This is a genomic window from Streptomyces sp. ITFR-6, from assembly GCF_031844725.1.
Taxonomy (GTDB): domain Bacteria; phylum Actinomycetota; class Actinomycetes; order Streptomycetales; family Streptomycetaceae; genus Streptomyces.
In genome coordinates this window covers 86,486-101,226 of the sequence record NZ_CP134612.1, presented here as the reverse complement: position 1 = coordinate 101,226, position 14,741 = coordinate 86,486, and the positions used below count along the sequence as shown (strand labels likewise).

General features: G+C 72.6%; 7 protein-coding genes and 3 pseudogenes. 8 read left to right on the top strand and 2 right to left on the bottom strand.

The genetic code is table 11. The annotated features are described in order from the left end of the window. The first annotated feature begins 57 nt into the window (after positions 1–57). The 3 genes from RLT59_RS00310 (at position 58) to RLT59_RS00300 (ending at position 4,117) form a co-directional block, all read left to right on the top strand. Positions 58–1,749: a phytoene desaturase family protein gene (locus tag RLT59_RS00310; protein ID WP_311301471.1), complete on the top strand. Its 1,692-nt coding sequence runs from the start codon at positions 58–60 to the stop codon at positions 1,747–1,749. Then, the gene (locus RLT59_RS00305; RefSeq protein WP_311301470.1) at positions 1,746–2,801 is read left to right on the top strand and encodes an MDR family NADP-dependent oxidoreductase; all 1,056 of its coding nucleotides are present in this window, start codon (positions 1,746–1,748) and stop codon (positions 2,799–2,801) included. Before RLT59_RS00310 ends, RLT59_RS00305 begins: the two co-directional genes overlap by 4 nt. 98 nt (positions 2,802–2,899) lie before the next feature. After that, a complete protein-coding gene (locus tag RLT59_RS00300) occupies positions 2,900–4,117 on the top strand; it encodes a cytochrome P450 (RefSeq protein WP_311301469.1) in 1,218 nt (405 codons plus the stop codon). Between the two features lie 42 nt (positions 4,118–4,159). Here the strand turns inward: RLT59_RS00300 and RLT59_RS00295 are convergent, their stop codons facing one another. Then, positions 4,160–4,858 carry a hypothetical protein gene (locus tag RLT59_RS00295; RefSeq protein WP_311301468.1) on the bottom strand — a complete coding sequence of 233 codons (699 nt, stop codon included), beginning with the start codon at positions 4,856–4,858 and terminating at the stop codon, positions 4,160–4,162. Between RLT59_RS00295 and RLT59_RS39250 the strand changes: the two are divergent. The 5 genes and pseudogenes from RLT59_RS39250 to RLT59_RS00275 all read left to right on the top strand — a co-directional run. Then, positions 4,824–6,287 (top strand): annotated as a pseudogene (locus RLT59_RS39250) (class I adenylate-forming enzyme family protein); the annotation flags it as partial. The gene RLT59_RS00295 and the pseudogene RLT59_RS39250 sit on opposite strands and share 35 nt — an antisense overlap. After that, positions 6,267–7,753: pseudogene (locus RLT59_RS39245) on the top strand (beta-ketoacyl synthase N-terminal-like domain-containing protein); the annotation flags it as partial. The pseudogenes RLT59_RS39250 and RLT59_RS39245, both read left to right, overlap by 21 nt. 90 nt (positions 7,754–7,843) lie before the next feature. Then, positions 7,844–9,037, top strand: coding sequence for an acyltransferase domain-containing protein (locus tag RLT59_RS00285; RefSeq protein WP_399126797.1), 1,194 nt, complete (start codon positions 7,844–7,846; stop codon positions 9,035–9,037). Between the two features lie 12 nt (positions 9,038–9,049). Then, a pseudogene (locus RLT59_RS39240) lies at positions 9,050–9,784 on the top strand (polyketide synthase dehydratase domain-containing protein); the annotation flags it as partial. Between the two features lie 35 nt (positions 9,785–9,819). Continuing rightward, positions 9,820–12,405: a type I polyketide synthase gene (locus RLT59_RS00275; RefSeq protein WP_399126796.1), complete on the top strand. Its 2,586-nt coding sequence runs from the start codon at positions 9,820–9,822 to the stop codon at positions 12,403–12,405. Here the strand turns inward: RLT59_RS00275 and RLT59_RS00270 are convergent. Continuing rightward, positions 12,380–14,668: an FAD-dependent oxidoreductase gene (locus tag RLT59_RS00270; protein ID WP_311301465.1), complete on the bottom strand. Its 2,289-nt coding sequence runs from the start codon at positions 14,666–14,668 to the stop codon at positions 12,380–12,382. The genes RLT59_RS00275 and RLT59_RS00270 overlap by 26 nt on opposite strands. Positions 14,669–14,741 lie beyond the last annotated feature (73 nt).

Genomic DNA, 14,741 nt, shown 5'->3' with positions numbered 1-14,741 from the left:
ACAGCGAGGAGTGAGACGAAGAGGTCTGCGGCGCGGGAGCCGCGCGACAGACAGACGATGATCATCATCGGTGCCGGGCTCGGCGGCCTCTCCACCGGCTGCTACGCGCAGATGAACGGCTACCGCTCCCAGGTGCTGGAGATGCACGAGATCCCAGGAGGGTGCTGCACCGCCTGGGAACGCGGCGACTTCACCCTGGACGCCTGTGTCAGCTGGATGCTCGGCAGCGGCCCCGGCAACGAGATGCACCAGATCTGGCTGGAGCTCGGCGCGCTGCAGGGCAAGGAGGTGCGCCACTTCGACGTCTTCAACATCGTGCGCGGGCAGGACGGCAGAGCGGTCTACTTCTACTCCGACCCGGACCGGCTGCAGGACCACCTCACCGAGCTCTCGCCCGCCGACGCGAAGCAGATCCGGGAGTTCTGCCGCCAGCTGCGCTCCTTCCGCAAGGCGCTCGCCGTCTACCCGTTCCTCAAACCCGTCGGGCTGATGGGGCGGGTGGAGCGATGGCGCATGCTGGCGTCGTTCGTCCCGTACTTCAACGCCGTGCGCAAGTCGATCTCGGTGCTGATGTCGGAGTACTCGGCCCGGTTCAAGGACCCGCTGCTGCGGGAGGCGTTCAACTTCGTCCTGTACGAGAAGCACCCGGCGTTCCCCGTACTGCCGACGCACTTCCAGCTCGCCTCGCACGCCAACCTCTCCGCGGGCGTCCCCGAAGGCGGCTCGCTCGGCCTGGCCGAGTCGATCGAGCAGCGCTACCGGAGGCTCGGCGGCCGGATCTCGTACAACACCAAGGTCGAGGAGGTACTCGTCGAGGACGACCGGGCGGTCGGCGTCCGGCTCAGCGACGGCCGGGAACTGCGCGCGGACATCATCGTGTCCGCCTGCGACGGACCCACCACGATGATGAAACTACTGAAGGGCCGCTATCTGAACGACGCCTACCGACGGCTCTACACCGAGACCCTCCATGAACCGGGCATGGTGTTCCCCGGCTACTTCACCCTCTTCCTGGGCCTGAAACGGCCCTTCCCCGAGGGCGAACCGTGCACCACCTATCTGCTGGACGAGGTGCAGGCGGCCGAACTGACCGGCATCCGCCACCGCAGCATCAACGTCCAGTTCCGCAGCCGTCACTACCCCGAGCTCTCGCCGGACGGGACGACCATCGTCTACGCCACCTACTTCTGCGACATCGCCCCCTGGCGGGCCCTGGACGAAGGCCCGGAACAGGTCACCCGGAGCCGCGGCGGCCAGGAGCTCCACACCCTCCCCGTGCGGCACGGACGCGGCTACTACGCGGCCAAACGGCGGGCACGCACGGCGCTCGTGAGATTCCTGGAGGAGCGGTACCCCGGCCTGGAGGACGCCATCGCGGTACGTGACGTCTCCAGCCCCCTCACCCAGGTCAGGTACACCGGCAACCACGACGGGACGGTCCTGGGATGGCAGCCGTTCGTGGAGAGCGGCGAGACCCTGGAGGAGCTCATCAAGAAGCACGGCCCCGGGCTCCCGGGCCTGGAGAACTTCTACCTGTCCGGCGTCTGGGCGACCACGGGCGGACTGATCCGCGCGGCCGCGGCGGGCCGGCACGTCATGCAGTTCGTCTGCCGCGACGACGGCAGGGCGTTCACCGCCTCCCTCGATGAGACCCGGCCGCCGCCGACCCATCTCGTCATTCCGGTCGGGGGGCTCCCCGCGGCCCGGTCCGGATCCGGATCCACCCGTGTGGAACAGGAGCAGAAGTGAAGATCAAGGAGTGGGTCGTCCGCGAACACGTCGAGGGCACCCCCGACGTCGACCGGATCTACGAGAAGGTTGTCCGCGACATCGACGTGGACCTCGCACCCGACGAGATGCTGCTCAAAACGCTCTACGTCTCGGTCGATCCCTACCTCCAGGGCATCGCGCTGGACACCCCGCTGGGCGGGCACATGGGCGCCGACTCGATCATGGAAGTACTCGACGCCGGCCCGCGGGCCGCGCACCGGCCCGGCGATCTCGTGCAGGGCTTCGGCGGCTGGCGCTCCCATCTGATCAGTTCCGGAGAGGAGTCGCTCTGGCAGACGGGGACCTTCCCGATGGTGTTCCCCGCCTTCCGCCGGCTCGACCCGAGCTGGTACGACGACGCGCTGCCACTGGCGACGGCGCTGAGCGCGATGGGCGGTCCGGGCATGACCGCCTGGGGCACGCTCGCCACGTTCCTCGACGCCGGACCGGGGGACACCATGGTGATCAGCGGCGCCTCCGGAGCCGTGGGGACGCTGGTCGGGCAGCTGGCCAGGATCGCGGGCGCCCGGGTGGTCGGCACGACGTCGAGCCCGCAGAAGGCGGAGTACCTGTCGCGGCTGGGGTTCGACGAAGTCGTCCTCTACCGGCAGGGCGACAGCGCCGACAGCGTCCGCGAAGCGCTCGCACGGGCGGCTCCGGACGGCGTGGACCGCTACTTCGACAACCTCGGCGGTGTCGTGACCGACGTGGTCTTCTCCCTGCTCAACGTCGGCAGCCAGGTGGCGGTGTGCTGGCAGTGGGCGACCCAGGTCGGCCGGGACGCGGTGGGACCCCGGCTCCTTCCGTACATCATGTTCCCTCGGGCCACCGTGCGCGGGATCTTCTCCCTGGAGTGGTTCACCGAAGAGAACTGGAAGACGCTCCACACCGAGCTGGGCGACCGGGTCCGGCGGGGCGAGGTGGTCTGTGACCACACCCTTCACTACGGCTTCGACCGCATTCCCGCGGCCTACGGGAGTCTCTACCACGACCGTGGGGCCAACCTGGGGAAGGTGCTGGTCGAGCTGTGAGCCTCCGGCCGATCCCCCGGACCTTCCCCCGCCCCGCTCCGGCCCGGCCCGCCGCCGGTGTCCGCTGTCCTGTCGAACCCGCACAGCCAGGAGGCACCTTGTCCACCGCAGTCAGCACCGGCAGCAGCGCCGGTCCCGAACCGCTGTTGGCGCCGCTCCACCGCCTGGAGTTCGGCACCCCGGGCCCGCCGCGGCTCACCGAGCTCCCGGACGGGTCACCGGCCTGGCTGGTCAGCCGGTATCCCGATGTCAAACAGGTGCTCAGCGACAGCCGGTTCGGCCGCGCCGAGCTGTACGCACCGGACGGACCGTCCGTCACCCAGGCTCCGGGGCTGGTCAACGACCCGGACCTGATGTTCAACCAGGACGGCCCCGACCACCTGCGACTGCGCCGCACCCTGCGCCGCGCGTTCACTCCGCGAGCGGTCGCCAGGTGGCAGCCCTGGATCGCGGCGATCGTGGAGCAACTGCTGGACGGACTGGCGCGGGGCGAAGGCCAGGTGGACATCGTCGCGGAGTTCACGCTGCCGTTGCCGGTGGCCGTGATCAGCCGGCTGATGGGGCTGGACGAGTCCGCGCGGGAGCGGATGCGGCACTGGAGCGACCACGCCTTCACGGACGGTTCCCGCAGCGGTGACGAGGTGGGCGCCGCCATGGCGGAGTTCTCCGAGTTCGGCGCACAGCTCCTGGCGGCACGGCGGCGCGAGCCCGGGGTCGATCTGGTGAGCGGCCTGGTCCGGGCCGCCGATGAGGAGGGAGGCATCCCCGAGGCACAACTGGTCAGCCTGGTCTGCGGGCTGGTGGTCGGCGGACACGACAGCACGATGACCATGCTCGGCAACTCGCTCCTCTACCTGCTCACCGAGAGGCTGGAGGCCTGGTCGCTCCTCGCGGCCTCAGAGGAGGAGGCAGGTACGCTGGCCGACCGCCTGCTCCATCTGATCCCCCTGGGCGACGACCGGGGAAGCACCCGCCGCGCCACCGAGGGCGTCGAGGTCGGGGGCGTCCTGATCCCGGCCGGAGCGGTCGTCCTGGCGGACTGCGGCATGGCCAACCGCGACCCCGCCGTCTTCCCGCCCAGCACGGCGGACGACCTGTTCGCACCCATGGAGGCCCCCACCCTGTCGTTCGGCGCCGGCCCGCACTACTGCCTGGGCGCCTGGCTGGCCCGGACGGAACTTCAGCTGGCCCTGCACCGTCTGGCGGCCAGGTTCCCGGGGCTCCGGCTGTCCCAGCCGCCGGAATCCGTCCACTGGCGCGTCGGTACCACCTCGCGCAGCCCGGAACACCTGCTGGTGACCTGGCCACGGACGTAGCCGGCCCGGCCGACCACCACTCACCTCACGTATGTGAGCCGCTCAGGAAGCGCGCACGAGGTCGGTGACCGGGAAGGAGACGGTGTCCTCGGCGGGGCGGGAGAGATGGGCCGCGGTGTGGAAATGGCCGTCCGTCTCCTTCCCCCGAGGGTCCTCGCCGGCCGAGGCCACCGACTCGACGGCGAACCGCCGCTCCTGCGGACTGGTGAACCGGCGCTGCACGAAGGTGTGGGGGGTGGCCTTCTCCGTGACCAGTCCGAAGGACTCCAGGCACTCCGCGATGGGCCGGTAGGAGCCGGTGCGCAGCACCAGCGACGCCACCCAGACCGGAGCTTCGGCCGATTCCAGAAGTGGCCGGAAGGTGCGCGAGGACAGGAAGCTGGCGCCGCCGGTGACCGTGATCAGACGGACGCGCCGTGCCGGGCGCAACAGGGCGGCTGAGGGCGGCGCGACCTCCAGGTTCTCCCCGAACGCCTCGTCCAGCAGGCCCACCTCGCGTGCGTAGGCGACGGCGTTGGACGCCGCGTCGAGGCCGAACACGGGGACCGCGTCCGGGCGGCGACGGGCCCGGTAGAACTCACGGTCCCAGGCAGCCAGTTCGTCGGTGGTCATCGCCGAGGCCCGGGGCGAGGTGTAGTGGTCGTACAGGTCGTCCAGCGTCAGATCGTGGTTCAGCAGGGCCGCGTTGATGCCGTAGGAACAGCAGATATCCAGCACCGCGCCGGTCTCCGGTGCGCACACACCGGTCGCGATCAGCCGGCGGTGGACCTACGAGGAGCTGGAGCTGCGGACCGGCCGACTGGCCGGCGGGCTGACCGGACTGGGGCTGTCGCACGGCGAGCGGGTGGCGATCTTCCTCGGAAACCGCGTCGAAGCGGTCGAGAGCGTTCTCGCAGTCACCGGAGCGGGCGCGGTCGGCGTGCCGATGGACTCGCGGAGCACCCGGGCCGAGCTCGCCCACATGCTGGACGACAGCGGAGCCGGGGTCGTCTTCACCGACCGCCCCCAGCTGGCCACGCTGCGGCCGCTCCTGCCGGAGCGCCCCCACCTGACCGTGGTGTTCGTCCACGCCGGCGGTGACGAGGCGGCGGCCGATGCCGACGGCACGCTCTGCTACGAGGACATGGCCGCCCCCGAACCATCGGTCCCCGCTCCGGACGACCTCGGGCTGGACGAGGCGGCATGGCTGCTCTACACCTCCGGGTCGACCGGCAGCCCCAAGGGCGTGCTGTCCACCCAGCGCAACCGCCTGTCGACGGTGGACTCCGGCCTCGTCGGCGTCCTCGGCATGTCGCCCGACGACCGGCTGCTCTGGCCGCTGCCCCTCCACCACGCCATGGGCCAGATCCTCTGCGTCATCGGGGTGGCCGCGACCGGAGCGTCCGCCGTGCTCCTGCCGAGGTTCTCCGTGCCGGACGTGCTGGCCGAACTGCGCCGGACGGATTGCCCGTTCACCCTGCTCGCGGGTGTGCCGACGACGTACGGCAAGCTCCTGGGCGCCGTACGCGACGAAGGGCTGAGGGCCCCCGCGCTCCGTGGCTGTGTCAGCGGAGGCGCGGCGGCCGCGCCCGCCTTCCGGAGCGACTTCGAGGAGACCTGCGGGGTCCCGTTCCTGGAGCATTACGGGAGCACGGAGGCCGGGCCCGTCACCATGCCGGTGCCGGGCGCCGCCCGTCCGGCGGGCTCGTGCGGCCGGGTGCTCCCGGGCACCCGGGCCCGTATCGGTGACGGCGGCGCGAGCGGCGGCGAAGCCTCGGGGGAGGGCGAGCTGTGGGTTTCCGGGCCCGGGGTCATGGCCGGGTACCACGGCCGGCCCTACGACACCGCGGAGGTCCTGCGCGACGGTTGGTACCGCACCGGTGACCTCGCCCGGATCGATGACGACGGTGAGGTCACCATCACGGGCCGGGTCAGTGAGCTGATCATCCGCGCCGCCGAGAACATCCACCCCTCCGAGGTGGAGGCGGTGCTGCTGGCCCTGCCGGGGATCAAGGACGCCGCCGTGGCCGGCCGGCCCGACGACGTACTCGCTGAGGTGCCGGTCGCCTACCTCGTGCCGCGGACGCCCGGCTCGCTCGACAGGCGAGCGGTCCTGGCCGCCTGCCGTGAGCACCTGTCAGCGTTCAAGGTCCCCGCCGTCCTCTACGAGGTGGCGGGCATCCCGCACACCGCGTCCGGGAAGACCAAGAGGTACGCGCTCACCGACCTGCCGGCCAGGCCCCTGGAGGATGCGGCCGGCACCACCTCGCCCCCGGAGGCGGGAGCGGTGGATCTGCCGGCTCTGGTGCGGGGCGAGGTCGCCGCCGTACTGGGCTGCGCCGTCGAGGAGGTGGAGCCGGGGACCGCCTTCCGTGACCTGGGGCTCGACTCGCTGACGTCGACCGTGCTGGCGGGCCGCCTCTCGGCGGCGACCGGCCTTTCCCTCTCCGAGGCCGCCGCGTTCGAGTTCCCCACCGCGCGGGAGACGGCCGCCCACCTCGGGGCGCGGCTCACCGGCGAACCGGCCGGCGGCGCGTCCGCCCGCACACACGCGGACGGTGCGGAAGACGACCCCGTGGTGATCGTCGGGATGGGGTGCCGCTTCCCGGGCGGTGTGGAGTCGCCGCAGGACCTGTGGCGGATCGTCGACGACGGCACCGACGCCATCACCCCGTTCCCCACCGACCGGGGATGGGACATCGACGGTCTGTTCGACCCGGACCCCGGGCGGACCGGCCGGACGTATGTGCGCGAGAGCGGATTCCTGTCCGGGGTGGACCGTTTCGACCCGGCGTTCTTCGGCATCTCGCCCCGCGAGGCACTGGCGATGGACCCGCAGCACCGGCTGCTCCTCGAAGTCGCCTGGGAAGCCTTCGAACATGCCGGAATCGACCCCGGCTCGGTGCGCGGGACACCCACCGGCGTGTACGCCGGGCTGATGTACAGCGACTACGCCGGCCGGTTCGCCCGCACACCGGAGCAGGTGGAGGGCCACCTCGGCATCGGGAACGCCGACAGTGTCGCCTCCGGCCGCATCGCCTACACCCTCGGCCTGGAAGGGCCCGCGATCACCGTGGACACGGCGTGCTCGTCGTCGTTGGTGGCCCTGCACCTGGCGGCCCAGGCGCTCCGCAGGGGCGAGTGCTCGCTCGCACTGGCCGGTGGCGCCACGGTCATGTCGGGGCCCAACTCCTTCGTGGAGTTCAGCAGACCCGTACGCTGCACGCCGACGAGCCGACGCCTGGGGTGGACTGGTCCTCGGGCGCGGTGTCACTGCTGACCCGCCCGGTGCCGTGGCCCCGGACCGGCCGCCCCCGGCGGGCCGGCGTGTCGTCCTTCGGGATCAGCGGGACCAACGCCCACGTGGTACTTGAACAGGCGCCCGCGGAGGACCGGCACACCCCGGGCAGCGGCCTCCCGGCCGGACGGGAGACACCGGAGCGGGCCGTGCCGTTCCCGCTGTCGTCGAGGAGCGCCGACGGGCTGCGGGCACAGGCCCGGCGGCTGCACGCCGAAGTGGCCGCCCGCCCCGGCACGAGCCTGCTGGACTTCAAATTCTCCCTGGCCACGACCCGCGCCGCCTTCGAGCACCGCGCGGTGGTGGTGGCCGCGGAGCGGGGCGGGCTGCTCGCCGCCCTCGACGCGGTCGCCGAAGGGCGGCAGCGGCCGGGAGTGAGCACCGGCGGCCCCCGCCCGGCGGGCCCGGTCGTCTTCCTGTTCACCGGCCAGGGCATCCAACGCGCCGGAATGGGCCGGGAGCTGTACGAGACCCATCCCGTCTACGCCCGCTCCTTCGACGAGACCTGCGCCCTGCTCGACCCGCTGCTTCCCAAGCCGCTGCGGGAGGTGCTGTTCACGGACGCGGACGTGGAAGGACCGGAAGGCCCGGGGGGAGACGGCCTCCTGCACAGCACCCGGTACGCGCAGCCCGCGCTCTTCGCCCTGGAAGTGGCGCTGTTCCGGCTGCTGGAGTCCTGGGGCGTACGCCCGGACCTCGTGGCGGGGCACTCCGTCGGAGAGCTGGCGGCCGCACACGCCGCCGGGGTGCTCTCCCTCTCCGACGCCTGCACACTGGTGGCGGCACGGGGCCGGCTGATGGACGAACTGCCCGAGGGCGGGGCGATGGTCGCCGTACAGGCCGAGGAGAAGGAGATCGCCGCGTACCTCGCCGGCCGGCAGCGGAACGTGGACATCGCGGCGCTGAACGGCCGCTCGGTGGTCCTCTCCGGCGACGAACCGGCGGTGCTGGAGGCCGTGGCGTACTGGTGCGAACAGGGCCGCGAGGCAACCCGGCTGAGGGCCAGTCACGCCTTCCACTCCGCGCGCATGGAACCCATGCTCGACGCGTTCGCCGTGGTGGCGCGGGGAGTCACCTACTCGACGCCGCGGCTTCCCCTGGTGACGGCGTTGGCGGACCGGCCCGCCACGGACGCGGAAATGTGCTCACCGGGATACTGGGTGGACCAGGTACGCCGCCCGGTCCGCTTCGCCGGCGCGGTGCGGATTCTGCGGGAGCGCGGCGCGAGCCACTTCGTGGGACTCGGCCCGGACGGTGTCCTCTCGGACCTCGCACGGGACTGCCTGTCCGACATGCACACGCCTGAGCCGGCACCCGACGGAACCGAGCCCGCACCCCAGGTCGTCCCCACCCTGCGAGGGCGCCGGCCGGAAGCCGAGGCGCTGCTCACCACCGTCGCCGCACTGCACGCCCACGGTGTGCGCATCGACTGGCACGCGGTCTTCGCCGGACGCGGCGCACGCCGTACGGAACTGCCCAGGTACGCCTTCCAGTGCGGGCGGTACTGGCCCGAAGCCGACCGGCCGGAAACCACGGCCGAGTTGGACACCGCCTCCCATCCGTTCCTGCGGTCCGCCACGTCGACAGCCGACGACGACGGTCTGCTGCTGAGCGGTCTGCTGTCACTCGGCGGCCATCCCTGACTGGCCGGCCACGTGGTGCTGGGCGCCGTGCTGCTGCCCGCGACGGCGTTCGTGGACATGGCGGTCCACGCGGGAGACCGGGTGGGAGCCCCCGTCCTGGAGGAACTCACCCTGACGGCAGCCCTGTCGCTGCTCCGCGACGGAACGGTCGAGCTCCAGGTGAAGGTGGCACGGCCGGACGCGCACGGCAGGCGGGCCCTGGTCTTCCACGCACGGCAGCACACCCCCGGCTACGACGGACCCTGGACCCGCCACGCCTCCGGGACCCTCGCGCCCCAGGAACTGCCGGAGCCCACGGCCGCACCCGGCCCGTGGCCGCCCGAGGGCGCCGTCCCGCTGCCGCTCGACCCGGGGACCGGAGAGGACTTCTACGACCGGCTCGCCCGCACCGGGCTCCGCTACGGCCCGGCCTTCCAGGGTCTGCGTGCCGCCTGGCGGCTGGGCGACGACATCCTGGCCGAGGTCTCGCTCCCGGCGGGGGAACACAGCGACGCCGGCCGGTTCACCCTGCACCCGGCCCTGCTGGACTCCGCGCTGCACACCCTGATGCTCGCGGGAGCCGCGCCGGACGACAGCGGGGTGTCCCTGCCGTTCGCCTGGAGCGGTGTGCGGCTGCACGCCTCCGGCGCCCGCCGGCTGCGGGTAAGGGTCTCCCCGACGGCGGACAACGGGGCACGGCTGGAGCTGGCCGACGGTTCCGGAACCCCGGTGGCCACGCTGGCCTCGCTGGTCCTGCGACCGCTGCCCCGCGAGCAGCTCAACGCGGTCCGCCCGCAAGACGACTGCCTGTTCCGGCTGGACTGGACACCCCTGCCCGCGCCCACCGCCTCATCCACGGCGCCGGCCACCTCGGGTCTCCTGGGCGAGCCCGGCCCGCGACTGCGCGAGACACTTCTGCGGTCGGACGTCCGGCCCACGGCGTACCCGGATGTCGCCTCCGCGGGCGCCGACGCACCGGCCGTCGTCATCGCCTCCCCGCCGCGCACCGCACCGCCGGATGGGCGCTGCGGCTCGTCCAGGACTGGCTGGCCGACGAACGACTGGCCGAATCCCGACTGGTCATCGTCACTTCGGGCGCCGTCCTCACAGGGGCGGAGGCGGACGACCGCACGGCGACGGGCGACGACGCCCTCGTCTGCGCGCCGGTGTGGGGCCTGCTCCGCTCGGCGCAGACAGAGAACCCCGGCCGTTTCGCACTGGTCGACACCGACGACAGCCCCGCATCCGCGAGAGCCCTGGCACGGGCCCTGGCGAGCCCGGAACCGCAGACGGCCCTGCGGGACGGAATCGCGTACGTACCCGAGCTGGTACCGGCACCCCGGACGGCGACGGACGAAGGCCCGCGCCGGCTGGACCCCGACGGGACCGCCCTGATCACCGGAGGAGCCGGCTCCCTCGGCGTCTCCTTCGCCCGCCACCTCGTGGCCGAGCACGGCGTACGCCACCTGCTGCTCGTCGGCCGGCGCGGGGCCGACGCGCCCGGCGCCGCCGGACTGAGCGCGGAACTGGCCGGGCTGGGTGCAGAGGTGACGGTGGCCGCGTGCGATGTCGCGGACCGCACCGCCCTCGCCGCGCTCCTCGCGGATATCCCGGAGCAGCACCCGCTGACCGGTGTGGTGCACACCGCGGGCGTGCTGGATGACGGCGTGATCCCGGCGCTCACACCGGAGCGCCTGGACCGCGTGCTGAGGCCGAAGGTGGACGCGGCGCTCGCTCTGCAAGAGTTGACCCGGGGCTGCGACCTGGCGGTCTTCGCCCTGTTCTCCTTGGTGGCGGGGGTGTTCGGATCGGGCGGCCAGGGCAATTACGCGGCGGCGAACTCGTTCCTGGACGCGCTGGCACAGCACCTCGGGAGCACCGGACTGCCCGGCACCTCCCTCGTCTGGGGCCCCTGGCGGCAGAGCGGCGGAACGACCGCCGAACTGCGCGGCGCGGACCTGCGCCGGATGGCCCGTTCCGGTCTCGTCCCGCTACGGACCGAAGAAGGCCTCGCGCTCTTCGACACCGCCGTCGGCGGCCGGGACGCGGTCCTGGTCGCGGCCCGGCTGAACCCGGAGGCGAGCGCGCCCCCCGGGGCGCCGCTCTCCCGCATGCCCGGCCACGGTCCCGTCCGCCGCGCCCTCCCGGAGTCGCAGGGCGGCGATACCCTGCCGGAACGGCTGGCCGCAACGCCCTCCGGTGAACACGCCGCACTGCTCCTGTCGGAGGTAAGAAAGGAGGCGGCGGCCGCACTCTGCTACACCGAGGGGGAGTCGGCGGTCGAGGCGGACCGGCCACTGGCGGAGCTGGGCCTCGACTCACTGGCCGCGGTCGAACTGCGCAACCGGCTCGCGAAGATGACGGCGCTTGCCCTGCCGGTCACACTCCTGTTCGACCACCCCACACCGCGTGCGGTCGCCGCCCACCTGGCGGAGCAGTTCTCCAGGAGTGCGCCGCAGGCACCCGCCACCGCGGCCGTGACGCCGCCCGGTGCGACGGACGGGGCTCCTCCGGCCGGGAGCCCGGCACCCGGCGCCGCCGCCGACTCCCTGTCCGCCCTCTTCCGCACGGCCTGGGCCCGAGGCAGGGCCTGGGAAGGCATGGCACTGCTGACGATCGCCTCCCGCTTCCGCGAGGCCTTCGACAGCGCGGATGCCCTCGGGACCCCGCCCGCGGCCGTCACCGTCGCCACCGGGCCCGCCCTTCCCCGGCTGATCTGCTTCCCGGCTCTCAGCGCACTGTCGGGCCCGCACGAGTACGCCCGATTCGGGCTGACGCTTCAGGGCCTGCGGCATGCCTCCGTGCTGCCGAACCAGGGATTCCTGCCGCACGAGGCGATGCCCGCCACACTGGAGGCCTTTGTCTCCGCGCAGGCCGCCGCCGTCCTCGCTTGTGCGGACGGCGAGCCGTTCGTGCTGCTGGGACGCTCGGCCGGGGGCTGGGTGGCACACGCCGTCGCCGAGCACCTGGAGCGCACGGGTACGGGCCCGTCCGGCGTGGTCCTGATCGACACCTTCCCCGGCGACAACGGCAGCAGGACCGAGGACGGGCCCGCTCTCTCCGCGATGACCGTCGGAATGCTCGACAAGGCCGCCCAGTTCGCCTCGGCCGAATCCGACCGGCTCACCGCGATGGCCGGCTATCTGGAGCGGTTCTCCGGCTGGGAACCGGCGAAGCTGTCGGCACCCACACTCTTCGTCCGCGCCGGGGACCCGCTGCCGGGCATCGAGCCGGCGACCGCCTGGAGCCTGCCGCACACCGAAGTCACCGTGCCCGGCGACCACTTCACCGTACTGGAGGAACACTCCCGCACGACCGCCCTCGCCGTGCACGACTGGCTCGGCGCGCCCGCGACACTCCCGGTCAGCGGGCCTCGCCGTACGCCTTGAGCGCGCTCACATGTGCGCGCGGTGCGCCGTGCGTCGCGTCGACCACCAGGCGCAGCGCGCGGGTGCCGACCGGGGCGGCGAGCCGGTGCACGCGATGGCGGCGCCGGTTCGCCGCCTCCGAGACCAGCGTGCGCCAGGTCCCGTCCGGTGCCAGAGCCTGTACGCGATAGGCGCGTACGAGCTCTGGCATCACCTCGAACGGGGTGCGGTGCCGGTGCAGGTTGTTGAGGTACTCGTCGACGTCGTCGTCGAAGACCACACGTACCTCGGTCAGCGTCTGCTCCCGGTCCCAGTCCAGCCGCAGCCAGGTGCCGTCCGTACCCGCGTCGGTCAGCGTGTCGGAGGACCACATGTTCGGTCCACCGTAGGGGCGTTGGAAGCCGCCGACCGCCTGGACGGGGGCGAAGGCGCGGGTGTCTGGGGAGAGCCGGAAGCAGAACGTGTGGCGACGCAGGCCGCGTGCCTGCCACTCCAGCACCGCCTGCCCCTCCTCCTCCGGGATGTCGTGGTCGACCGCCGCGTCCCCCTCGGCCCTGCGGCGCAGCGCGAGCACCCCGTCGGTGCGGTGCGGCACGAGGACCAGAGCGGCCCCGGGGTGGGCGCGCACGATGACGACGACGTTGTGCGCGGCCGGCGGGCGGTGGCCGAAGCGCGCGGTGACCCAGTGCGGTCCGCCGGGCGGCACCGCCACCGTGGTCGTCGTGAGGTGGCCCAGTGGCACGGCGTTCTCGGGGCGTCCGGTGTCCCACAGCTCGACGGTGAGATCCGTTGTTGCGGAGTCCCCGTGGACGAGCAGGTCGACCGCCTCCACCGAGGGATCCGCGGGCAGCAGCAGCGCGAGGTCCCGGTCGAGCGGGTACCGCTCACCGGGCTCCGTAGCGGTCGGCTCGGCGGCCAGCCGGCACAGGTGGGAGGAGGCCGTGGCCACCGCGCCGAGCGCCAGGTTGCCGGGGTCGTCGTCGGCGACCCCGATGACGGAGGCGTCCTGCCGAAGCAGCGTACGCCGCACGGACTCCGGTTCCTTCAGGGCCAGTTCACGCGGGGACAGCCCGGTGCTGACACACAGCGCCGCGGCCGTCCCCGCGGCCTCACCGAGCGTGGCGCAGGTCGCCATCACCCGGGTCGCGCCGAACGCGATGTGGGTCGCGGAGATGTTCCGCCCGGCGAACAGCAGGTTCGACACGTTCACCGAGTACAGGCAGCGCAGCGGGATGTGGAAGACGCCGTCCGCGTACCGCTGGCGGGCACCCGGCTCGTCCGCGTACATGCCCCGGACCGGATGCAGGTCGACCGACCAGCCGCCGAACGCGACCCGGTCCTCGAAGGGCCGCTGCTCCAGGATGTCCTGCTGGGTGAGGACGTGGTCGCCGACGAAGCGCCGGTACTCGCGCTTGCCGGGGAGGCTGCCGACCCACTCCAGGGTGAGGTTCTCGGCGTCGGGGAACTCGCCGGAGTTCTTGATGTGGTCCCAGATCCCGAGCACGACCCCCTGGAGTTCGTCGCGGATGCGCTCGTTGTCGTGGACGGTGTCCAGCTCCCCGCCCCACTCGATCCACCAGTAGTCGCAGCCGTTGTCGCCCGTGCGCAGCACCCGGTTGCGTAGGACCGGAGTGGCGGCGAGGGCGCGGGCGTAGGAGGGTGCCACGAACTTGACCGGGCGGCCGGTGTCCTTGGTGTGGAAGAGGATCGTGGAGCCGAGCAGTGCGTCGTCGGCCTCCTCCGGCGCCCACGGCTCCCCGTGCTCGGCGCGTGCCTCACGGCCGATGCGGTAGCGGGCCCCGGCCAGGTGGCCCAGCAGCCCGTCGCCCGTGCAGTCGAGGAACTGCTCCGTGCGGAAGGTGATGCGGCGCTCGGAGCCCATCATCCAGCCCGTGCAGCCGCGCACGGTGCGCGCGTCGGCCGGGCCTTCCGCCTCGGCCTCGCGGACATCGGTGTTCAGGTACAGGTCGAGCAGGGGCTCGGCGAGCACCGCGTCCAGGACGACCTGGTCCCAGTAGTACGGGTTGCCCTCGGGGTTGCGGTACTGGTTCTCGGTGTACAGCTCGCCCATGATGCCGCTCTCGCGCGCCCACCGGTGCACCCCGTGGGCGGTCGCCCCGCACACCCAGACCCGCACTTCGCTGCTGGAGTTGCCGCCCAGAACGGGACGGTTGTGGATCAGGGCGACGCGGCGCCCGAGCCGGGCCGCGGCGACGGCCGCGCAGACGCCCGCCAGCCCGCCACCGACGACGACGATGTCGTGCCGGGTCTCTTCTTCGCGCACGGTAGGGGACTCCTCTGTGGAACGCGACGGGATACGAAGGGGAGGGTGAGGTCAGCGGTCCGCGCCGCCGGCC

Bases quoted from the DNA above. Each gene is read 5' to 3' on its own strand.
- RLT59_RS00310 (WP_311301471.1), top strand. From the start codon at position 58: ATGATCATCATCGGTGCCGGGCTCGGCGGCCTCTCCACCGGCTGCTAC.
- RLT59_RS00285 (WP_399126797.1), top strand. From the start codon at position 7,844: ATGGGCCGGGAGCTGTACGAGACCCATCCCGTCTACGCCCGCTCCTTC.